The sequence below is a fragment of the Enterobacter cloacae complex sp. SHL021 genome, assembly GCF_049237765.1.
GTDB classification, from domain to species: Bacteria; Pseudomonadota; Gammaproteobacteria; order Enterobacterales; family Enterobacteriaceae; genus Enterobacter; species Enterobacter cloacae.
On the sequence record NZ_JBMKJG010000006.1, the window covers coordinates 18,840 to 40,483 of the forward strand.

General features: G+C 56.9%; 20 protein-coding genes. 12 read left to right on the forward strand and 8 right to left on the reverse strand.

What is annotated here, in order from left to right:
- The first annotated feature begins 11 nt into the window (after window positions 1-11).
- The 3 genes from ACOTZF_RS07430 to ACOTZF_RS07440 are packed head-to-tail and all read left to right on the forward strand — an operon-like array spanning window position 12 to window position 2,833.
- The gene (locus tag ACOTZF_RS07430; protein WP_129252194.1) at window positions 12-1,169 is read left to right on the forward strand and encodes an ABC transporter permease; all 1,158 of its coding nucleotides are present in this window, start codon (window positions 12-14) and stop codon (window positions 1,167-1,169) included.
- Complete coding sequence (locus ACOTZF_RS07435) at window positions 1,162-2,112, forward strand: ABC transporter ATP-binding protein (RefSeq protein ID WP_020690144.1); 951 nt, start codon at window positions 1,162-1,164, stop codon at window positions 2,110-2,112. Before ACOTZF_RS07430 ends, ACOTZF_RS07435 begins: the two co-directional genes overlap by 8 nt.
- Complete coding sequence (locus ACOTZF_RS07440; protein WP_038979499.1) at window positions 2,096-2,833, forward strand: ABC transporter permease; 738 nt, start codon at window positions 2,096-2,098, stop codon at window positions 2,831-2,833. The genes ACOTZF_RS07435 and ACOTZF_RS07440 overlap by 17 nt, the downstream gene beginning before the upstream one ends.
- Here ACOTZF_RS07440 and ACOTZF_RS07445 read toward each other — a convergent pair.
- Window positions 2,808-2,921: a protein YohO gene (locus ACOTZF_RS07445; protein ID WP_010433613.1), complete on the reverse strand. Its 114-nt coding sequence runs from the start codon at window positions 2,919-2,921 to the stop codon at window positions 2,808-2,810. The two genes, ACOTZF_RS07440 and ACOTZF_RS07445, sit on opposite strands and share 26 nt — an antisense overlap.
- A gap of 69 nt (window positions 2,922-2,990) precedes the next feature.
- Window positions 2,991-3,731: an HTH-type transcriptional regulator MlrA gene (gene mlrA / locus ACOTZF_RS07450; RefSeq protein ID WP_029881769.1), complete on the reverse strand. Its 741-nt coding sequence runs from the start codon at window positions 3,729-3,731 to the stop codon at window positions 2,991-2,993.
- A 218-nt stretch (window positions 3,732-3,949) separates the two neighbouring features.
- On the opposite strand from mlrA, the gene ACOTZF_RS07455 reads away from it, so the two are divergent.
- The 3 genes from ACOTZF_RS07455 to ACOTZF_RS07465 are packed head-to-tail and all read left to right on the forward strand — an operon-like array spanning window position 3,950 to window position 6,866.
- On the forward strand, window positions 3,950-5,635 hold the full coding sequence (locus ACOTZF_RS07455) for a sensor histidine kinase (protein ID WP_129317564.1): 1,686 nt from the start codon (window positions 3,950-3,952) through the stop codon (window positions 5,633-5,635).
- Window positions 5,629-6,348, forward strand: a complete 720-nt coding sequence (gene btsR, locus ACOTZF_RS07460) for a two-component system response regulator BtsR (protein ID WP_057071273.1) — start codon at window positions 5,629-5,631, stop codon at window positions 6,346-6,348. The genes ACOTZF_RS07455 and btsR overlap by 7 nt, the downstream gene beginning before the upstream one ends.
- 47 nt (window positions 6,349-6,395) lie before the next feature.
- On the forward strand, window positions 6,396-6,866 hold the full coding sequence (locus tag ACOTZF_RS07465) for a DUF1456 family protein (protein ID WP_020690148.1): 471 nt from the start codon (window positions 6,396-6,398) through the stop codon (window positions 6,864-6,866).
- Window positions 6,867-6,961: 95 nt separating this feature from the next.
- Here the strand turns inward: ACOTZF_RS07465 and metG are convergent, their stop codons facing one another.
- Window positions 6,962-8,995: a methionine--tRNA ligase gene (gene metG / locus ACOTZF_RS07470; RefSeq protein WP_023619774.1), complete on the reverse strand. Its 2,034-nt coding sequence runs from the start codon at window positions 8,993-8,995 to the stop codon at window positions 6,962-6,964.
- Window positions 8,996-9,132: 137 nt separating this feature from the next.
- On the opposite strand from metG, the gene apbC reads away from it, so the two are divergent.
- A complete protein-coding gene (gene apbC / locus ACOTZF_RS07475) occupies window positions 9,133-10,242 on the forward strand; it encodes an iron-sulfur cluster carrier protein ApbC (RefSeq protein ID WP_013097927.1) in 1,110 nt (369 codons plus the stop codon).
- Window positions 10,243-10,337: 95 nt separating this feature from the next.
- Here the strand turns inward: apbC and ACOTZF_RS07480 are convergent, their stop codons facing one another.
- Both ACOTZF_RS07480 and ACOTZF_RS07485 read right to left on the reverse strand, forming a co-directional pair.
- A complete protein-coding gene (locus tag ACOTZF_RS07480) occupies window positions 10,338-10,823 on the reverse strand; it encodes a GNAT family N-acetyltransferase (RefSeq protein WP_028028119.1) in 486 nt (161 codons plus the stop codon).
- Window positions 10,768-11,100: an RcnB family protein gene (locus tag ACOTZF_RS07485; protein WP_013097925.1), complete on the reverse strand. Its 333-nt coding sequence runs from the start codon at window positions 11,098-11,100 to the stop codon at window positions 10,768-10,770. Before ACOTZF_RS07485 ends, ACOTZF_RS07480 begins: the two co-directional genes overlap by 56 nt.
- A 468-nt stretch (window positions 11,101-11,568) precedes the next feature.
- Here ACOTZF_RS07485 and ACOTZF_RS07490 point away from each other — a divergent pair, with 468 nt between their 5' ends.
- The 3 genes from ACOTZF_RS07490 to etk are packed head-to-tail and all read left to right on the forward strand — an operon-like array spanning window position 11,569 to window position 15,355.
- Window positions 11,569-12,708 carry a polysaccharide export protein gene (locus ACOTZF_RS07490; protein ID WP_023622076.1) on the forward strand — a complete coding sequence of 380 codons (1,140 nt, stop codon included), beginning with the start codon at window positions 11,569-11,571 and terminating at the stop codon, window positions 12,706-12,708.
- Window positions 12,708-13,157, forward strand: a complete 450-nt coding sequence (locus ACOTZF_RS07495; RefSeq protein ID WP_095908036.1) for a protein tyrosine phosphatase — start codon at window positions 12,708-12,710, stop codon at window positions 13,155-13,157. Before ACOTZF_RS07490 ends, ACOTZF_RS07495 begins: the two co-directional genes overlap by 1 nt.
- Window positions 13,157-15,355: a tyrosine-protein kinase gene (gene etk / locus ACOTZF_RS07500; RefSeq protein ID WP_129252199.1), complete on the forward strand. Its 2,199-nt coding sequence runs from the start codon at window positions 13,157-13,159 to the stop codon at window positions 15,353-15,355. Before ACOTZF_RS07495 ends, etk begins: the two co-directional genes overlap by 1 nt.
- On the opposite strand, the gene ACOTZF_RS07505 is transcribed toward etk, so the two are convergent.
- On the reverse strand, window positions 15,352-16,695 hold the full coding sequence (locus ACOTZF_RS07505) for an NCS2 family permease (RefSeq protein ID WP_129252201.1): 1,344 nt from the start codon (window positions 16,693-16,695) through the stop codon (window positions 15,352-15,354). The two genes, etk and ACOTZF_RS07505, sit on opposite strands and share 4 nt — an antisense overlap.
- A 20-nt stretch (window positions 16,696-16,715) precedes the next feature.
- On the reverse strand, window positions 16,716-18,494 hold the full coding sequence (locus ACOTZF_RS07510) for an adenine deaminase (protein WP_102752094.1): 1,779 nt from the start codon (window positions 18,492-18,494) through the stop codon (window positions 16,716-16,718).
- A gap of 122 nt (window positions 18,495-18,616) precedes the next feature.
- Here ACOTZF_RS07510 and ACOTZF_RS07515 point away from each other — a divergent pair, with 122 nt between their 5' ends.
- Together ACOTZF_RS07515 and ACOTZF_RS07520 are read left to right on the forward strand one after the other, a co-directional pair.
- Window positions 18,617-19,537 (forward strand): LysR family transcriptional regulator, encoded by a 921-nt coding sequence (locus ACOTZF_RS07515; RefSeq protein ID WP_164987667.1) that lies wholly within the window; start codon window positions 18,617-18,619, stop codon window positions 19,535-19,537.
- A 70-nt stretch (window positions 19,538-19,607) separates the two neighbouring features.
- Window positions 19,608-20,123, forward strand: coding sequence for a protein disulfide oxidoreductase (locus ACOTZF_RS07520; protein WP_020690158.1), 516 nt, complete (start codon window positions 19,608-19,610; stop codon window positions 20,121-20,123).
- 36 nt (window positions 20,124-20,159) lie between these two features.
- On the opposite strand, the gene ACOTZF_RS07525 is transcribed toward ACOTZF_RS07520, so the two are convergent.
- The gene (locus ACOTZF_RS07525) at window positions 20,160-21,626 is read right to left on the reverse strand and encodes a pyridoxal phosphate-dependent decarboxylase family protein (RefSeq protein ID WP_013097917.1); all 1,467 of its coding nucleotides are present in this window, start codon (window positions 21,624-21,626) and stop codon (window positions 20,160-20,162) included.
- Between the last annotated feature and the right edge of the window lie 18 nt (window positions 21,627-21,644).

Here is a 21,644-nt window from a genome sequence, read left to right on the forward strand (position 1 = left end):
AGGACAGGGCTGTGCCAATAAAATGTCATAACCGCGTACTGCTGCTGTTGGCCTGTGTGGCCATTGCGGCGGTCGCGCTACCGTTTGTCAATGTGGCGCCAAACCGCCTGATGTCGGGGGAAGGGCGCGCGCTCTGGCAGGTCTGGCCGTTTACGCCGCTGCTGCTGGTTGTGGCGCTGGGTGCACTGGTTGTGCTCTCGCTCAGCCGTGGGCGGGTTGCACAGTGGCTGACGTTACTCCTCAGTGAAGGTCTCTTCATCACCTTGTTCTGGAGTGCCGGGCTTGCCGCCACGCACATGACCTCGGCGGAAAGTCCACTGGCGCGAACCACCGTGGGCAGTGGACTGTGGCTGTGGCTGGCGCTGTGTCTGCTGGCCTGCAGCGATGCGATCCGCCGCCTGATCCCGTCATCTGCCTGGCGCTGGGTGCTCAATGCCCAGATCTGGTGTATTCCGTTGCTGCTGCTGTTCAGCGGTGAGCTGAATAATCTCTCACTGTTAAAAGAGTACGCCAACCGTCAGGAGGTGTTTGATGATGCGCTGGCGCAACACCTGACGATCCTCTTCGGCACGCTGTTCCCGGCGTTACTGCTGGGGGTACCGCTGGGCATGTGGTGTTATCGTCATCCCTCCCGCCAGGGCGGGGTTTTTGCCGTGCTCAACGTGATCCAGACCATCCCTTCCGTGGCCCTGTTTGGCCTGCTGATTGCGCCGCTGGCGGGGCTGGTGAAGTCATTTCCGGCGTTAGCCTCGGTCGGTATCGCCGGAACCGGATTAACCCCCGCGCTTATTGCACTGGTGCTGTACGCGCTGCTGCCGCTGGTCCGAGGCGTGGTGGCGGGCTTAAGCCAGGTCGCGCCGGATGTACTGGAAAGCGCCCACGCGATGGGGATGAGCTGGCGACAGTGCTTCTGGCAGATCCAGCTGCCGCTCGCCTTGCCCCTGCTGCTGCGCAGCCTGCGGGTGGTGGCGGTCCAGACCGTCGGGATGGCGGTCATCGCCGCGCTGATTGGCGCAGGCGGTTTTGGCGCGCTGGTGTTCCAGGGGCTGCTGAGCAGTGCGCTGGATCTGGTGTTACTGGGCGTGGTGCCCACGATTGCACTGGCGGTCGTCATCGATGCGCTGTTTGCCTTATGGCTCGCGTTGCTCGGGAGAAGAGCCAATGATTGAATTTCACGATGTCAGTAAAACATTTGCCGGTCGTCCGGCAGCAAGTCACCTGAACCTGAATTTTGCCGAGGGGGCGTTTTCGGTACTGATTGGCACCTCGGGGTCGGGGAAATCCACCACGCTGAAGATGATCAACCGCCTGGTGGAGCACGACAGCGGTGTAATACGTTTTGCCGGGGAAGAGATCCGCAGTCTGCCGGTGCTGGAGCTGCGTCGTCGCATGGGTTACGCCATCCAGTCCATCGGCCTGTTTCCCCACTGGACGGTCGCGCAGAATATTGCCACCGTGCTGCAGCTGGAAAAATGGTCGCGGGCAAAGAGTGACGAGAGGGTGGACGAGCTTATGTCGCTGCTGGGGTTAGAGCCTGGGCTGCGTGGCCGCTATCCGCATCAGCTTTCAGGTGGACAACAGCAGCGTGTGGGAGTGGCGCGCGCGCTGGCGGCGAACCCGCAGGTATTGCTGATGGATGAGCCCTTTGGCGCGCTCGATCCGGTTACGCGCGGGGCACTGCAGACCGAGATGACCCGCATTCACCGCATCCTTGGCCGGACGATCGTCCTCGTGACCCACGATATTGATGAGGCGCTGCGGCTGGCCGATCATCTGGTGTTGATGGACCACGGGGAAGTGATCCAGCAGGGTACGCCGCTTGAACTGTTGACCCATCCGCAGAACGATTTTGTGCGTGAGTTTTTTGGACGCAGCGAACTGGGCGTCAGACTGCTCTCCCTGCGAACCGTCAGCGATTATATGCGTCGACAGGATGTGGCGATGGGCGGTGAACCGTTACAGGAACAGATGAGCCTGCGGGACGCACTCTCCGCGTTTGTGGCGCGCCAGTGCGAGGTGCTGCCGGTTACGGATGCCGCTGGGGCACCGTGTGGCACCCTGCATTTTCGCGATCTGCTGGCCGGGGAGGTGACGCGTGAAGGTCATGCGTGATCCGCTCCTCTGGCTGACGGGGCTTTTTGTTGCACTGCTGTTTCTGATGCCACACAGTGGGGCGCTGTTCAGCTCGCTTTTTCCCGGCCTGCCGCGCCCCGTCTATCAGCAGGAGAGTTTTATCAATCTTGCCCTGGCGCACCTGTGGCTGGTGGCGCTCTCCAGCGCGATTGCCGTGGTGCTGGGCGTGGGGGCGGGGATTGCGGTCACCCGGCCCTGGGGGAGAGAGTTTCGCCCGCTGGTAGAGACGATTGCGGCTATCGGACAGACATTTCCGCCGGTGGCGGTACTGGCGATTGCGGTGCCGGTGATCGGGTTTGGTCAGCAACCGGCTATCATAGCGCTGATCCTTTACGGCGTGTTGCCTGTTCTTCAGGGGACGCTGGCGGGCATTGCGTCGGTACCGGCATCGGTACTGAGCGTGGCCGAAGGGATGGGCATGAGCAGCGGTCAGCGGCTGTGCAAGGTTGAGCTGCCGCTTGCGGCACCGGTGATTATCGCGGGGATCCGTACATCGGTGATTATTAACATCGGCACGGCGACCATCGCGTCTACGGTGGGGGCCAATACTCTGGGAACGCCGATCATCATTGGCTTAAGCGGGTTCAATACGGCCTATATCGTTCAGGGTGCGGTACTGGTGGCGCTGGCGGCCATCGTTATCGATCGCCTGTTTGAACGACTGGCCCGGCTTCTCAGCCGACACCGCCACGAACAATAAATGAGTACCCGGCCAGCATCACGCCGCCGATGCCGCTTACGGCCATCAGTACAAAAAGGGTAATTACGGCCAGTTTGGTTGCCTTCATCATCTGCTCCTGTTGTTAACGGAACAATTATACGGTGAAGCGCAGCTGTTAATGAACCATTAAATGCCGTTACGTTTCGTCGGGGCCCAGGGCGTAAACCGGATAACCGTGCTCCCGCCATTCCGTCAGCCGCTGTTGCTGCGAGGCGGTGGGCACTTCCCCGCACCAGACCAGCAGAGTCTGGCCGTCGAAGAATTCGGGCCGTAGCTGAGCCAGCGAATGCGCCAGCACCTCCACGCGCCAGCCCTGCTGGGTGGCGATCCAGGCTTCGAGCCACAGCCGCGTGGTATCGTGCACGTTCCAGCCAACAACCAGCGCGTCTTTTCCGCCCTTGTTTCGCGCCGAGGCCAGACAGACGGCGATATAATTGATCAGCACCCCGTCGAGCATACTCAGCAGCGCCTGCAGGGTAGAGTGCTGGCATTGCAGCCGTCGACGAAGCGGGATGAAAAGATGGTTGATTAAGGTTTGCGCCGGATAATCGCGGCCTTGCTCTTTGATCCACGCGCGCAGACGTTGAACGTTGCCCGCCTGCAGAAGCCGGAGCAGGGTTTCCTGCTGTTCGCGCCAGCGGTGTTGGGTATCGGGATCGTCATGGCAGAGCAGCGACTTTACCTTGCTCACCTGCACACCGTTATCTATCCAGCTTTTGATCTCGCGGATCCGATCGATGTCGGCATCATTGAAAAGGCGGTGACCACCGTCCGTGCGCTGCGGTTTGAGTAAACCATACCGTCGCTGCCAAGCCCGTAGCGTGACGGGATTGATATCACAAAGGAGTGCCACTTCACCGATCGTGTAAAGCGCCATATTCGCCCCCTGGCTAACGCGTCCCCAGCTTAACTGTAGACCCAGTTTGTCGAACCAGGAAGAATTGCCTTTTTTTTGTACAAATAATGCGAAGCAGCCGTTATGTTCGGCAAAAGATGTGATGACGGACACGATTTACCGCTTTTTTGGACTGCTTCAAAGAAACTTCGGCGCCTTCAGTGTATGTTACGCGTTTTCAGAAGGTGCGGTTCCTGAGTATGTACGAGTTTAATCTGGTGCTGCTGTTGCTTCAGCAGATGTGCGTGTTTCTTGTCATCGCCTGGTTGATGAGTAAGACGCGTCTGTTTATCCCGCTGATGCAAGTCACCGTCCGCCTGCCGCACAAGCTCCTCTGTTATGTGACCTTCTCCATTTTCTGCATCATGGGGACCTATTTTGGCCTCCATATTGAAGACTCGATTGCCAATACGCGCGCCATCGGCGCGGTGATGGGCGGGCTGCTCGGCGGCCCGGTTGTGGGTGGCCTTGTCGGTTTAACCGGTGGGCTGCACCGCTATTCCATGGGCGGGATGACGGCGCTGAGCTGCATGATCTCGACCATCGTAGAAGGGCTGCTTGGTGGCCTGGTGCACAGCTACATGATCAAACGTGGCCGCCCGGATAAAGTCTTCAGCCCGCTTACCGCTGGCGCGATCACCTTTGTGGCCGAAATGGCGCAAATGGCGATCATTCTGCTTATCGCCCGACCTTTTGAGGACGCACTGCATCTGGTGAACAGTATTGCCGCCCCGATGATGGTCACCAACACCGTGGGCGCGGCGCTGTTTATGCGCATTCTGCTCGACAAGCGCGCCATATTTGAGAAATACACCTCGGCGTTCTCTGCCACGGCACTGAAAGTCGCCGCTTCAACCGAGGGGATCCTGCGTCAGGGCTTTAACGAAGAAAACAGCATGAAGGTGGCGCAGGTACTCTATCAGGAGCTGGATATCGGTGCCGTTGCGATTACCGATCGTGAAAAGCTGCTGGCCTTTACCGGTACCGGCGACGATCACCACCTTCCTGGCAGACCGATTTCGTCCGCGTATACGCTTCGTGCGATAGAGACCGGTGAGGTAGTCTATGCCGACGGTAACGAAGTGCCTTACCGCTGTTCGCTGCATCCGCAGTGTAAGCTCGGCTCTACGCTGGTCATTCCGCTGCGGGGGGAAAACCAGCGGGTGATGGGAACCATTAAGCTCTACGAAGCGAAGAACCGCTTGTTCAGCTCGATCAACCGGACGTTGGGGGAGGGGATTGCGCAGCTGCTTTCCGCGCAGATCCTGGCGGGGCAATATGAGCGGCAAAAAGCCCTGTTAACGCAGTCGGAGATTAAGCTCCTGCACGCTCAGGTGAACCCGCATTTCCTGTTTAATGCCCTCAACACCCTGAAAGCGGTGATCCGTCGCGACAGCGATCAGGCCGCGCAACTGGTGCAATTTCTGTCGACGTTTTTCCGCAAGAACCTGAAACGGCCGTCTGAGATTGTGACCCTGGCCGATGAGATTGAACATGTTAACGCCTATCTGCAGATTGAGCAGGCGCGCTTCCAGTCTCGTCTGCAGGTGTCGTTATCCGTACCGGATGAGCTGGCGTATCAGCATCTCCCGGCCTTTACGCTGCAGCCTATTGTGGAAAATGCCATTAAACACGGGACATCGCAGCTTCTGGGCACTGGGGAGATCACTATTTCTGCCAGCCGTTTTAATCATCATCTGGTGCTGAATATTGAAGACAATGCCGGGCTTTACGTCCCGTCCGCTTCCGGCGGGCTGGGGATGAGCCTGGTGGATAAACGCCTGCGCGCTCACTTTGGGGATGGATGTGGCATTACCGTGGCCTGTGAGCCGGACCGATTTACCCGTATTACGTTACGATTGCCGCTGGAGGAGACCGCATGTTAAGAGTGCTGATAGTCGATGATGAACCGTTGGCACGGGAAAACCTGCGCGTGCTGTTGCAGGAGCAGAGTGACATTGAGATTGTGGGAGAGTGCGCCAATGCCATTGAAGCCATTGGTGCTGTGCATAAACTGCGTCCGGATGTGCTGTTCCTCGACATCCAGATGCCTCGTATCAGCGGGCTGGAGATGGTCGGCATGCTTGATCCTGAGCATCGCCCGTATATCGTGTTTCTGACGGCGTTTGACGAATATGCCGTGAAGGCCTTTGAAGAACACGCGTTCGATTACCTGCTGAAGCCGATTGAAGAGAAGCGGCTCGAAAAGACCCTGACGCGTTTACGCCAGGAGCGTACGGTACAGGACGTCACGCTGCTGCCGGAAAACCAGCAGCCGCTGAAGTTTATCCCGTGTACCGGGCATAGCCGGATTTACCTGCTGCAGATGGATGATGTGGCATTTGTCAGCAGTCGCCTGAGCGGGGTGTTTGTCACCAGCGCCGAGGGCAGTGAAGGCTTCACCGAGCTGACGCTGCGCACGCTGGAAAGCCGCACGCCGCTTGTCCGCTGCCATCGGCAGTATCTGGTTAACATGGCGCACCTGAAAGAGATCCGTCTGGAAGATAACGGCCAGGCAGAGCTGGTACTGCGGGCCGGTCAAACGGTACCCGTCAGTCGTCGCTACCTGAAAAGTTTGAAAGAGGCGATTGGGCTGTAAAACTGGTACACTGCGCGCCATTGCATCATCGACAGTTAAAGGCACTCATGCTTAGTAATGATATTCTTCGTAGCCTGCGCTACACCCTGAAAGCAAACAACAACGACATGGTGCGCATTCTTGCGCTGTCTGCCATGGAATCCACCTCTGCTGGTTTTGACACCTGGATGACCAAAGAGGACGAAGAGGGGTTTGTTCGCTGCCCTGACATTATCCTGTCAGGCTTCCTGAACGGCCTGATCTACGATAAGCGTGGCAAAGATGATTCTGCACCTGAACTGGCGCTGGAGCGTCGGGTGGACAACAACACGGTGCTGAAAAAGCTGCGTATCGCGTTCTCGCTGAAAACGGATGATATTGTGGCGATCATGACGGAGCAAAAATACCGCGTATCCGTGCCGGAAGTGACCGCCATGATGCGTGCGCCGGGCCACAAAAATTACCGCGAGTGCGGCGACCAGTTTCTGCGTAATTTCCTGCGCGGGCTGACCCACCGGGTGCATAATACGAAGGCGTGATTGCGGAATGGGGGCGGCCTGATGCCCTTATCCCGGCCCTCTCCCTGTGCGAGAGGGAGAACAAAAAAGCCGGAGTTAATCTCCGGCTTTTTTTGTTATTTCACCTGCTGACCCGGCTTCGCGCCTTCGTCAGGGCTTAACAGGAAGATATCTTTCCCGCCAGGGCCTGCGGCCATCACCATCCCCTCAGAGATGCCGAAGCGCATTTTACGCGGTGCCAGGTTCGCGACCATGACGGTCTGACGGCCAATCAGTACCTGCGGATCAGGATAGGCAGAACGGATGCCGGAGAAGACGTTACGCTTCTCACCGCCCAGATCCAGAGTCAGGCGCAGCAGCTTGTCAGAGCCTTCCACGAATTCCGCGTTTTCAATCAGCGCCACGCGCAGGTCAACTTTAGCGAAATCGTCAAAGGTGATGGTCTCCTGAATCGGATCGTCAGCCAGCGGGCCGGTCACCGGTGCGGCAGCTGCTTTCACCTCTTCTTTCGAGGCTTCCACCAGGGCTTCAACCTGCTTCATTTCGATGCGATTGTAGAGCGCCTTGAAGGTATTCACCTTGTGGCCAAGCAGCGGTTGCTGGATTGCATCCCAGCTCAGTTCGGTGTTCAGGAACGCTTCTGCACGCGCTGCCAGCTGCGGCAGTACAGGCTTCAGCCAGGTCATCAGCACGCGGAACATGTTCAGACCCATGGTGCAGATCGCCTGCAGGTCAGCGTCGCGGCCTTCCTGTTTCGCGACAACCCACGGGGCCTGCTCGTCCACATAGCGGTTGGCAACATCGGCCAGCGCCATGATTTCACGAATTGCTTTACCGAATTCACGGCTTTCCCAGGCTTCGCCAACCGCAGCGGCGGCATCGGTGAAGGTTTTATACAGCTCAGGATCGGCCAGCTCGGCAGAAAGCACGCCGTCAAAACGCTTGGCGATAAAGCCCGCGTTTCGGGACGCCAGGTTCACCACCTTGTTCACGATGTCCGCGTTCACGCGCTGCACGAAATCTTCCAGGTTCAGGTCGATATCGTCGATGCGGGAAGAGAGCTTCGCCGCGTAATAATAACGCAGGCTGTCCGCATCAAAGTGGTTCAGCCAGGTGCTGGCTTTGATGAACGTTCCACGCGATTTGGACATCTTCGCGCCGTTCACCGTCACGTAGCCGTGAACAAACAGGTTGGTTGGCTTGCGGAAGTTGCTGCCTTCCAGCATTGCCGGCCAGAACAGGCTGTGGAAGTAAACGATGTCTTTGCCGATGAAGTGATACAGCTCGGCGGTGGAATCTTTCTTCCAGTATTCGTCGAAGCTGACGGTGTCGCCACGCTTGTCGCACAGGTTCTTGAAGGAGCCCATGTAGCCGATTGGCGCGTCCAGCCAGACGTAGAAATATTTGCCCGGTGCATTTGGAATTTCGAAACCAAAGTAGGGCGCATCGCGGGAGATATCCCACTGCTGCAGACCGGATTCGAACCACTCCTGCATTTTGTTCGCTACCTGCTCCTGCAGCGCGCCGCTGCGGGTCCACGCCTGCAGCATTTCGCTAAAGGATGGCAGGTCGAAGAAGAAGTGCTCGGAGTCACGCATCACAGGCGTGGCGCCGGAGACCACCGATTTCGGGTCGATCAGCTCTGTCGGGCTATAGGTAGCGCCGCACACTTCGCAGTTATCGCCGTACTGATCCGGTGATTTACATTTCGGGCAGGTGCCTTTGACGAAACGGTCCGGCAGGAACATGCCTTTTTCCGGATCGTACAGCTGAGAGATAGTGCGGTTTTTAATAAAACCGTTCTCTTTCAGACGGGTGTAGATAAGCGTTGACAGCTCTCGGTTCTCCTCGCTGTGCGTGGAGTGGTAGTTGTCATAGCTGATGTCAAAGCCAGCAAAATCGGTCTGATGCTCCTGACTCATTTCGGCAATCATCTGCTCCGGGGAAACTCCCAGCTGCTGGGCTTTCAGCATGATCGGCGTGCCGTGGGCATCGTCCGCGCAGATGAAGTTAACCTCGTGGCCGCGCATTCGCTGGTAACGGACCCAGACATCAGCCTGGATATGCTCCAGCATGTGGCCGAGGTGGATTGAGCCGTTGGCGTACGGCAGTGCGCACGTTACCAGAATTTTTTTCGCGACTTGAGTCATAGTAGGCATTACTTCTTTTAACTGTGAAAAGGGTTTTTGATATTACCAAAAGGGGCATTATTAAGTAAGCACAAACCACGGCCTTTCAGGTAAACTTGTTCATCTAAGGTCTTATTCACAAGAACAAAGGAGTCGGGATGAGTTCGCAATCCCAGGCCAAATCACCGGAAGCCTTACGAGCAATGGTCGCCGGGACGCTGGCTAACTTTCAGCATCCAACCCTGAAGCACAATCTCACTACGCTGAAAGCGTTGCACCATGTCGCATGGCTGGACGATACGCTGCACATCGAGCTGCAGATGCCGTTCGTCTGGACCAGCGCCTTCGACGCGCTGAAAGAGCAAACCAGCTCGGAGCTGCTGCGCATTACCGGTGCAAAAGCGATTGACTGGAAGCTGAGCCACAGTATCGCCACCCTCAAGCGGGTGAAAAACCAGCCCGGCGTTAACGGTGTGAAAAACATCATCGCCGTCAGCTCTGGCAAGGGCGGGGTGGGGAAATCGTCTACCGCCGTCAACCTGGCGCTCGCGCTGGCGGCCGAAGGGGCGAAGGTCGGTATTCTGGATGCGGATATCTACGGGCCGTCAATTCCCAACATGCTGGGCGCAGAAAACCAGCGTCCAACCTCGCCAGATGGAACCCACATGGCGCCAATCATGGCGCACGGTCTGGCAACGAATTCCATCGGTTATCTGGTGACTGATGACAATGCGATGGTCTGGCGTGGTCCAATGGCCAGCAAAGCGCTGATGCAGATGCTGCAGGAGACCCTGTGGCCGGATCTGGATTATCTGGTGCTGGATATGCCGCCGGGTACCGGTGATATCCAGCTGACGCTGGCGCAGAACATCCCCGTCACCGGGGCGGTTGTTGTCACCACGCCGCAGGATATCGCGCTGATCGACGCCAAAAAAGGCATCGTGATGTTTGAGAAAGTCGAGGTGCCTGTGCTCGGTATCGTCGAGAACATGAGCATGCACATCTGCAGCAACTGTGGTCATCACGAGCCTATCTTCGGCACCGGCGGTGCAGAAAAACTGGCGGCGCAGTATCACACCCAGCTGCTGGGACAGATGCCGCTGCACATCACGCTGCGTGAAGATCTGGATAGCGGGAAACCGACGGTCATCAACCGCCCGGACAGTGAGTTTGCGGAGTTGTACCGTCAGCTGGCGGGGCGCGTTGCGGCGCAGCTTTACTGGCAGGGTGAAGTCATTCCTGGCGAAATCGCCTTCCGCGCGGTGTAATTCTTCTGCGCTTGAGTGCCGGGTGGCGCTTCGCTTACCCGGCCTACAAATGGCACCATCATGTAGGTCGGGTAAGGCGAAGCCGCCACCCGACATTAACGCAATCGGTAATGCATCAGATAGTACTCTCCCTCCGGAGAATCCCCCGTTGCCTCGATGTGCCAGCCATGACGCTGATAAAACGCGATAGCCCGTTCGTTTCTCACCAGACACTTTAACGCCCCCGTACTGGTAAACGTTTTTTGTACCTGTTCCAGCAGCAAACGGCCTACGCCCAGGCTCTGATACTGCGGATCAACGAACAGATTGTGCAGAAAGTTATCATTCGTCCAGACTGACGCAAAGCCCACACGATGGCCGTTCTGTACAGCAACCCAAATCACTTCGTCTCGGGTTGCCTCGTCAAAATCTTCGAGTTGCCATTCTGCACCGTTCAGCCACGGCCACGCCTCGCGGCGGGCATGCAGGTAAAGGGTGCGCAGGAAAGGACGATCGCTCTCCTGCCACGGCCGAATATGGACGGTATCAGCGATGATAGAAGATATCTCCGTTATAGGCTTTATAGATCTTACCGTCGGCATCGCCGATCAGGACATAGTTCTCGCCCATATAGGTCCAGTGCGTACCCGCATCCGGCGCCGGGAGGTTACGCAGTTGATACTGTTTGATGGTGTATTCAGGGGTTTGATACAGCGCCGGAGCCGTGTCGCCAATTTTGAACTTCGTGAAATCAGCAATGAACTCTTGTTCTTCATAAGCTTTGATGCCGCCAGATGCTGACGCCGTTTGCGGGGCTGCCGAAGCCGCGCTCGCAAGAGACATTACTACACCCAGAAGCAGCCATGTACGCTTAGCCATTTTTTCTCCAGTTATACCGTTACTGATACGCTCAGCCTGCTGTGTTGACGATATGGCAGACAGCCTATTTTAAGTATCCCAGCAGAGCCTGTTAGAAAAAAAATGTAACAAAAGTGGACGGTTTTGTGTAGATCAAACGGTTAATACTATTTTGTTTATGAATATTATTTCCTAGGACTTATTCAGAACGGAAATATTTTTTTTAATTAATTCTGAAAATATAAGTTTGCTCTAAATTTGTGACCTGAAATGCATGCATTTCATTTGAAGACGATTTAAACTTCTAAAAGCGGAGCGGTTTAATTCTCAATTCTACGTGGTTCCGGTCCTTCAGTTCATTCTACACATCATTCAGTGATGTGTAATTTTACGTAATTGCTTGAAAAACAGCATGTTGAAAAAGTAGGCGATTCTTCCGGAATGGCCTGTTATGCGTTTTTTGCGCTCATGAATGAAATATTAATTCTAATGAAAAACACAACCACATTATCTGTAATATTCTTAGCGATAAGTCAGTTGACGGGCTGCGTATTTTCTCCCGGGCAAACATTAAGCTCAGCGGGAAAAAACGTCATTACGTCGGGTGATGAAAATAATAATTTAGATAAGCGCGTGGATCTCTATCCTGTTACCCCTTCATTGATTGAGAAATTGCGCCCTGCCGTCACCAAATCTCAGTCTAATCCTAAGCTCGATGAGCAGGTCAGAAACTGGGAGTACCGCATTGGAACCGGTGATATTTTGACCGTAACCGTCTGGGATCACCCTGAACTGACAACACCGGCCGGACAGTATCGCAGTGCCAGTGACACCGGCAACTGGGTCAACGCCGACGGTACGCTCTTCTATCCCTATGTCGGCAAACTCCCGGTGGCAGGAAAAACGGTCTCTGAAGTCAGGGAAGAGATCGCCAAACGGCTGGATAGCGTGATCGAAAGCCCGCAGGTGGACGTCAGCGTGGCTGCCTTCCGCTCGCAAAAAGCCTATGTCACGGGCGAAGTCGTCAAATCTGGTCAGCAGGCAATCACCAATATTCCCCTGACGGTCATGGATGCCGTCAACGCGGCAGGCGGGCTTTCTGCCGATGCGGACTGGCGCAATGTGGTTCTCACTCACGAGGGGAAAGATTCGCGCCTCTCTCTGTATGCGCTGATGCAGCACGGCGACCTGACGCAAAATAAGCTGCTCTATCCGGGCGATATCCTTTTTGTGCCTCGTAATGACGCCCTGAAAGTCTTCGTGATGGGGGAGGTGATTAAGCAGAGCACGCTCAAGATGGACAGGAGCGGAATGACCCTTGCTGAAGCGCTGAGCAATGCGGGCGGCCTGAATCAGGATATGGCCGATGCGACGGGCATTTTTGTCATTCGCTCCATTGCCAAAGGCAACGACGCGGGAAAAATTGCCAACATTTATCAGCTTAACGCACAGGATGCCTCCGCGATGGTGTTGGGCACTGAATTCCAGCTTGAGCCGTACGACATTGTCTACGTCACCACGGCACCGCTGTCACGCTGGAATCGCGTCATTACGCAGCTCGTGCCGACCATCAGTGGCGTTCATGACCTGACCGAAACGGTCCGTTACATCAGATCGTGGCCGCAATAATGTTTGATTCCATCTTAGTGGTCTGCACCGGCAATATTTGTCGCTCGCCGATTGGCGAGCGGCTGTTGCGCCAGCTGCTACCGGGAAAACGGATAACCTCGGCAGGTATCTATGGGCTGGAGGGCAGCCCGGCGGATGTCAGCGCTCAGGACGTGGCCAGGCGGCATGGGATCTCACTTGAGGGACATCGCGCGCGCAAACTGACCCCGCAGATCATGCGGGAATCGGATCTGATTCTGGTGATGGAACCTGTCCATCTTCGCTTTATCTCTGACATGGCCCCGGAAATTCGCGGCAAATCGCTGCTTTTTGGGCAATGGCTGGGGCCGCAGGACATCCCCGATCCCTATTGTAAAAGTCGTGAAGCGTTCGATTATGTTTTCGGTCTGCTGGGCAAAGCCAGTCAGGAATGGGCTCATCGTTTGAGTCAACAAGGAATGAAGCGTTAATGTCGTCTTACACAACAGACAGTTACGGTGCGGCAGCACCGGAGAATCATGAAATCGATCTCATTAGCCTGCTCGGCGAGGTGATCGATCACCGTGCAGTCATTTTATCGATAACTTTCCTGTTCACCCTGCTGGCGGGGCTGTATGCCTTTCTGGCCACGCCCGTTTATCGCGCAGATGCCTTAATCCAGGTAGAAGGAAAGCAGGATAACAGCCTGCTCAAAAATTTAAGGCAGTTTGGGAGTGAGATGTCTCCCGATGTCGAACCTGAAATTCTTCTGCTTAAATCGCGGATGATCCTGGGCGCAACCGTCGATGAATTAGGCCTAACACAGCACGTGACGCAGCGTACGTTCCCGGTAGTGGGACGTCTGTGGGCACGGTTGCAGGGCCGTAAACCGGCGACGGTTGCCCTTGGCTGGCTGCAACTTCCCCCTGTCGAAGGCAAACCTCGCACCCTTGTGCTCACTGTGCTGGAAAAAGGGGCATACCGGCTGGAGGGGGATAACTTTTATGCCGAGGGCAGGGAAGGGAAACCGCTGGAAAAAGCCGGCGTTTCACTGTTGGTGGTGAAAATGAATGCGCCAACGGGCACGCAATTCACGGTGCAAAACAGCACCCGTCTGGAAGCTATCAATACGCTCAGCACCCAATTTAGCGTCGTTGAATCGGCAAAGCAGAGTGGGGTGCTGACGCTCACGCTGACCGGCAAAGATCCTGAGCGCATTGCGCATGTGCTTGACCGGATTGCCAACAACTATCTGCAGCAAAACATTGCGCGCCAGGAAGCACAGGATGCCCGCAGTCTTGCATTTTTGCAGAAGCAATTGCCTAAAATCAGAAGCGAACTGGATCTGGCTGAAGAGCGGCTGAATCAGTATCGCAAACAGCGTGATTCGGTGGATCTCTCCCTGGAAGCGAAATCGGTTCTCGAGCAGATTGTGAATATCGAAAACCAGCTCAACGAGCTGACGTTTCGTGAGGCGGAGATTTCTCAGCTGTTCAAGAAAGAGCACCCGAACTACCGCGCCTTGCGTGAAAAGCGTCAGACGCTTGAGCAGGAGAAGGTCCGCCTTAATCAGCGTGTCGCCGCCATGCCATCGACTCAGCAGGATATTTTGCGCCTCAGTCGGGATGTGGAGTCAGGCCGCACCATTTATTTGCAGCTCCTCACCCGCCAGCAGGAGCTGAACATTTCGCGCTCCAGCGCCATTGGTAACGTGCGAATTATCGACAGCGCGGTGACGCAACCCGATCCCATCAAACCGCGAAAACTGGTGGTCATCGTCTTAGGCATCCTGTTGGGGCTGATATGCTCAATGGGGCTGGTCCTGGTCCGTATGGCGCTCAGACGCGGCATCAACACCTCCGAGCAACTGGAAGGGCTTGGCGTACAGGTGATGGCCACCTTGCCCCGTTCCCTGTGGCTGTGGAAAAAAACCAACCTGCGTAAAAAACGCGTATTTGGCTCACGCTGGAGACACAAGATTGTCGATGTCCCTTTCCTGCCGGTTGATCGGCCTGCGGATGTTTTTGTCGAGGCCGTACGGGGGCTTCGCACCAGCCTGCATTTCACCTTGCAGGATGCCGCTAACCGGATCGTGATGATTTCAGGCCCAACGCAGGACTGCGGTAAAACCCTTGTCAGCACCTCGCTGGCCGCGATTGAGGCGCAGGCCGGGCTCAGGGTGTTATTCATTGATGCGGATATGCGCGAAGGCTATGTACACAACATCTTCGATCTGAAAAACCATACCGGGCTTTCCGACGTGCTTGACGGAAAATGTCATTTCCAGGCGGCGATTCAGCGCTATGAGAAAGGCAACATTGATGTACTGACCTGCGGGCCGGTTCCGTTACGCCCCTCTGAACTGCTGATGAGCGAACGCTTCAGGGCGTTAATGACCTGGGCAGACGAGCATTATGATCTTGTGATCCTCGATACCCCGCCGGTGCTGGCCGTAACGGACGCCTCAGTGGCTGCTCCGGTGGCCGCCACCTCGCTGCTGGTGGCCCGCTATGGTAAAACCAGCCTCAAAGAGATGGAGAACAGCATTAAGCGTTTGCAGCAAACGGGGGCGCATATCAACGGCACCGTGCTGAACGATGTGGTGAAGTCGGCAGCGCTGTATTACCGTGCAGGCTATGGCCATTACGAGTATGGCCAACGCCCGACACGGCAACCGCGCAAGGATTAGTGCTTCACCAGCGTGGCAAAGTAATACACCAGCGGAATGGCGAGGATCCAAAGACCAACGGGGATTTCTCGCCATTTTCCTGCAATCGCTTTAATGACGATGTAAAACAGCAGCCCTCCCGCAATCCCTGTCCCGAAGCTGTTGGCAATCAGCGTAATCATTACCATCATCAGCACCGGCAGCCCGTCGGTGAAGTTTGCCAGATCCACCTTACGCAGGCCGCTGAACATATTCAGGCCGATCAGGATCAGGGCAGGGGCGGTGGCTTCTTTTGGGATCATGAGCGCAACGGGCGTAAACAGCAGCATCAGCAGGAACATGACCGCAGCGGCCAGCGCCGTCATGCCGGTTTTACCCCCTGCTTCTGCGGCCGCGGAGGATTCAATCAGCGCCGTGGCGGCAGGAATACCCACCCACGGGCCAATCGCGGCGGCTATCGAGTCCACCAGAAACGGGCGATTGATGTTTGCCATATTGCCCTCTTCATCCAGCAACCCGGCTTCACCTCCCACCGCCAGCGTGGTGCCCATGGTGGAGAAAAACTCCGATGCGAAAAAGACAAACAGGAACGGCAGGAAGGCAATATTCAGCGCGCCCAGCATGTCGATATGGCCCAGCACCGGCGTCAGTGAATGAGGCATGTCAATAAAGCTGGCAGGAAGGTGAGTCACCCCCATCGGAATGCCCACGAGGGTGGCAAATAAAATGGCCCACAAAATGGCGCCCGGAATGCGACGCGCCTGCAGGGCAATGGCGAGGAACAGACCGCTGAGCGCCACCAGCGCGCCTGGGGAGAGAAAATCACCCAGCATCAGCGCGTTCGTTTTTGCGTTAGCCAGCACCAGCCCGGCATTGCGAAAGCCCAGTACGGCGACAAAAAGACCGATAGAGGCCGTCAGTCCCAGTTTGATGGACTGCGGTACGGAGCGGGTCACAACCTCTCGCAGGCCAAAACGGGTGAGCAGGAAGAACAAAATTCCCGACCAGCAGGCAATGCCCAGACCAATTTGCCAGCCGATGCCTTCACTGCCCGCCAGCGTTACCCCAACCAGCACCGAGCCACCAATGCCGGGCCCGACAATAAACGGCAGGTTGGCGTAAAACGCCATCAGCAGCGTACCGGCCACAAACACCAAAATGGTGCCGGTGGTCGCCGCGCCTTTATCCATCCCGCCCACGGCCAACAGCCCCGGGATGACCACCAGCAAATAGGCGGCGGCGAGAAAACCGGTGAGACCGGCCAGACACTCTGTGCGCACGGTACTGCCGCGCGTATGCAGTGAAAAACGACGTTCAAGCCAGTTCCCTGGTGCTGGCGAATTAACGGTATTGTCGGCCATTATCCGGCTCTCCTTCGGTATTATTGTGTGGTGTCCGGGGTTTCCCGGTAAGAAATCAGCGGATCGACAATCTGGCGCGTGCTGCCATCGGTCAGTCCAAGATCGGTTAAATGCGGCCCGGCGTTGCAGGCAAGGCACGTCCCTTCAATGGCTTTAAATACTCTGTATGGCGGCTCCCAGTCGGCAATCTGGCTGCTGCGTTCACGCAGTTCACGAAACTGGCGCGCCAGTTCCGCAGGGGCGAGTTCTGACAACATCCCCGCAATGGGCATCGCCACATGGGCGATCACGTCCCCGTTCTGGACCAGCGCCATCCCGCCACCGCTTTGGATCAGCGTGTTGGCGGCCAGTGCCATGTCATCAGGATTGCGTCCCAGTACCACCAGGTTGTGTGAATCGTGGGAGTAGCTGGTGGCAATGGCCCCCCGCAGCTCTCCCCAGCCTTCCAGCAGGGCGATTTGCGGTTTTGCCGCATGGCGCGCGTGGCGGTGCTGAACCCAAATCAGGCTAAAACCAGCCGGTATCTCAACGCGTCCGTCACGTACCCGGGCGTCGGTTTCTCCCCAGCGGGTAAAACGTGCGCCGCTGATATGACGCAGGCGCGCCACACCGTGGTTTGCGTTGTCGATGCGCATGTAAAAATCACTGGCGGTCAGCGACGACAGGCGCACGGTATCCCGGGGCAGCGTCAGGGGCGTATCAACAATCGGCTCGATCATCGCTCCGTCACGGGCAATGCATTTTCCGGCGACGTACACCCGGCGAGCCGTCAGTTTATCCAGTGAATCGAACACCACCAGATCCGCACAACGACCCGCGGCAATCAGCCCGAGATCGTTACGCTGCAGGCGCAGGGAAGCATTCAGGGTGGCAAACCGCAGCGCGTCCGTCGCCGGAAGGCCATGTTCAATCAGCAGGTTGAGCAGGGCGATGATTCCGCCTTTTTCCATCAGGATGTCCGGTGGGACATCGTCAGTGCAGACCGTGATTTGTGACGACAGATGCGGCAGCGTTTTCAGCGCGCTGACGATATCAGGCAGCAGATAAGGATGCGAGCCGCGGATCTCCAGCGTCAGCCCGGCGCGTAATTTTTCCAGCGCATCGTCGGCGGAGGTGAGTTCATGATCGGAGGTGACGCCCGCCGCCAGATACGCCTGTAAATCCGCGCCGCTCAGACCACGCGCGTGACCTTCAATCAGCTTCCCACTTTCCAGCCCGGCCTGCAGGATCTCCAGCATACGCTGACTGCCATTCAGCACCCCGTTCATGTCCATCACTTCCGCCACGCCGCGCACTTCGGGCCAGCCAAGCAGGGTATTCATCTCTTCGCCCGCAAAGTCTGCGCCGGACATCTCCAGCCCCGGTGTGGAAGGGACGCTCGATGGCGCCGCGACCATTACCTGCAGTGGCAGGTTGCGGCTCGCCTCAATGGCAAAGCGGACGCCCTCAATGCCCAGCACGTTCGCCAGCTCGTGCGGATCCCAGAACACCGCGGTGGTGCCCTGCGCCAGTACGATCTCTGCGTAGCGGGCGGGCAGCAGGTGCGAGCTTTCAAGGTGAACATGCGTGTCCATTAGCCCTGGAGAGAGAAACTGGTTGTTCAGGTCATGCGTCTCAAGCGCATCGTTGCGGCTGCCGCGTGGATGGACGCTGGCGATAAGCGAGCCGACGATGCCCACATCCGCGTCGCGGATCTCACCGGTTGCCATATCAATAACTCGGGTATGCGTAAGCAACAGGTCAAACGGCGTTTCGCCTCGTGCAGCCTTCACGGCGCGGCGTCGGGTTTCGGCAGTCATGCAATTAACAGTTCCAGCATTGAAATATTGACGTTACTCTATGCACCCGGCAAACGTTTGCCCAGCTGATAAAATTTATCGCCCGATAACCCCGGGTTATTCTGTGACGCGTGTAATGGATAATGATGACGGAACCCTGGCAGCGCTTGCCTGCGCTCTCCCTTCGGCAGCTACAGTATTTTGTCACTCTGGCGCAGCTGCGTCATTTTACGGATACCGCCAGTAAACTGGCCATCAGCCAGCCGGCGCTCAGCAGCGCCCTGCGACAAATCGAAACCGTGCTCGGCGGTAAACTGGTTAACCGTACCGCGTCGGCGGTCACGCTGACCGAGCTGGGGCACGCCATTTTGCCACACGCGCAGCGGGTGCTCAGCGTGGCGCAGCTGGCGTTTGATGATATGCAGCAGATTGTGCAGGCCGGCGGCGACGGCACGGTGCGGATCGGTCTGGTGCCTTCAGTCAGTTCGCTACTGTTTCCGCTGCTGCCGCAGACGCTGGCGCAGGCTTTTCCGCGCCTGCGGGTGGAGTTTCACGACCAGACCAACGATGCGCTGGTGGCGCAACTGCTGAAAGGGCAGATTGATTTTGGCATCGGGGCGCTGGACAACTCGGTACCCGAACAGCTGGACGTGTTCCCGCTGCAGGAGGATCCGTTTGTGGCCGTGTTGCACTGCGACGATCCGCTCGCCGCGTCGGCACATGTTCCCTGGAAACAGCTGGTGGGCCGGGATATTGCCGTTTTCTCAAAAGGCAATATTCAGCGGCTGGTCAATGCGCTTGCCGAAAGCCACCGTCTGTCCCTGCAGACCCGTTATCAGGTGGACTATATCGAGACATTATACGGGCTGGTGCGCTCGAAGCTTGCCGTGGGGATATTGCCTCAGCTTTACACCACCCACCTGCAGGACCCGCAGCTTAAGGTGGTTCACCTTCAGCAACCGGCCCTGGCGCGCACGGTGGCGCTGATGCGTGCCCCGCAGGCGCTGCCTCCGCTCATTGAGTCCTGCTTTACCCTGATGGTTGATTCCTTACGCACCAGGTAGGGCGACACTTCTTTACAGCGAAACGGTGCGCAGCTCGCTAAGATGACTTTCGTTAAATCACGAGGTCACAATGGAAAACCGCAAATTCAGCCAACTGCGCCGCTGGGCGCGGGAAGGGATCATACTCGTACTGCTGGCGCTGGCCGTGATGTGGGGTGTGGATCAGTACCGCAAGCCGACATTACCCGCTACGTTTAGCGCTACCCCAATGCAGGGCATTGATGGCTCAGTACATGACATTGCCGCACTCAGTCAGGATCGGCCGCTGCTGATTTACGTCTGGGCGACCTGGTGCAGCATCTGCCGTTATACCACGCCTGCGGTCAATAGGCTGGCAGAAGAGGGCGGGAACGTGGTGAGTATTGCCATGCGCTCTGGTGATGACGCTAAGCTTGCGCGCTGGGTCGAAAAGAAGCAGCTGAAAATGCCGGTGATTAATGACGAAAACGGTGCGCTGTCACAGCAATGGCAGGTTAGCGTAACACCGACGCTGGTGCTGGTCTCTAAAGGCAATGTCGTCAGTACAACAACGGGCTGGACAAGCTACTGGGGATTGAAAGTCAGGATGTGGTGGGCAGGGTTATAAAAATAGCCCCTCTCCCGGTGGAAGAGGGGCTGTGTATTACTTCGCCAGAACTTCCTGCGCAGTACGCTCAACCAGAGACAGCAGGGTTTTGATATCCTCCAGCGTCACGGTTGGGTTCAGCAGCGTCAGCTTCAGACAGGTCACGCCGTTATGCTCGGTCACGCCGACGTTTGCACGGCCGGACTCCAGCAGCGCATCACCAATTTTCTGGTTCAGCAGGGCGATACCTGCATCATCTGCCTGCACCTCGCCACGGAAGCGGAACAGCACGCTTGCCAGCTGTGGCTGCATAACCAGTTCCAGTGCGGGCTGCTCTTTCACATAAGCTGCAACCTGCTGTGCCAGCGTCACGCCGTGATCGATAATCGCCGCGTATTGCTCCTGACCCAGCGCTTCCAGGCTCATCCACAGCTTCAGCGCGTCGAAACGGCGTGTGGTCTGCAGCGATTTGGAAACCAGGTTCGGCACGCCGGCTTCTTCGTCGAACTCAGAGTTCAGGTAAGCCGCCTGATAGCGCATCAGCTCATAGTGGCGCGCTTCCTTCAGCAGGAATGCACCGCAGCTGATGGTCTGGAAGAACTGTTTGTGGAAGTCCAGAGTAACGGAATCCACCAGTTCAATGCCGTCCAGGTAGTGGCGATACTGCTCAGACATCAGCAGTGCGCCGCCCCAGGCCGCATCAACGTGTACCCAGATGTTCTGTTTCGCCGCCAGTTCAGCAATGGCACGCAGCGGGTCAATAGCACCGGCATCGGTGGTCCCGGCTGTCGCGACAATCGCCAGAATCTGTTCGCCGTTGGCGTTGCACTGCTCGATTTTCGCCGCCAGATCGGTCAGATCCATGCGAGAGAATTCGTCAGTTTTCACCTGCACGACGGACTGATAACCCAGCCCCATCAGCGCCATGTTTTTCTGCACGGAGAAGTGCGCGTTTTCGGAGCACAGTACGCGGATCTTACGCAGATCGCCCGTCAGACCATCCTGCTGGACAGAGTGGCCCTGACGTGCGAAGAACGCATCACGTGCCAGCATCAGACCCATCAGGTTGCTCTGGGTGCCGCCGCTGGTGAAGACACCCGCGTCGCCAGCCTGATAACCCACGCGGGTACGCAGCCATTCGATCAGTTTGATCTCAATAATGGTTGCGGACGGGCTTTGATCCCAGGAGTCCATGCTCTGGTTAGTGGCGTTAATCAGCACTTCCGCCGCCTGGCTAACGACCAGGCTTGGGCAGTGCAGGTGCGCCACACACTGCGGGTGATGAACGGACAAACTGTCTTTCAGGAAAAACTCCACGGCGCGTTCAATCGCCGCTTCGTTGCCCAGCCCTTTCGGGTTGAAATCCAGCTTAATGCGGTCGCGCAGTTCCGCGACCGTTTTGCCCTGATACATCTCAGGCTGTTTCAGCCACTGCATCACAGCCTGAGTGCTTTGTTCAATCGCCTGCTGGTAAGCTTCAATGCTCTGCGCAGAGGAGAACAAAATTGGGTTTGAATCAGACATCGTAATCAACAACTCCGG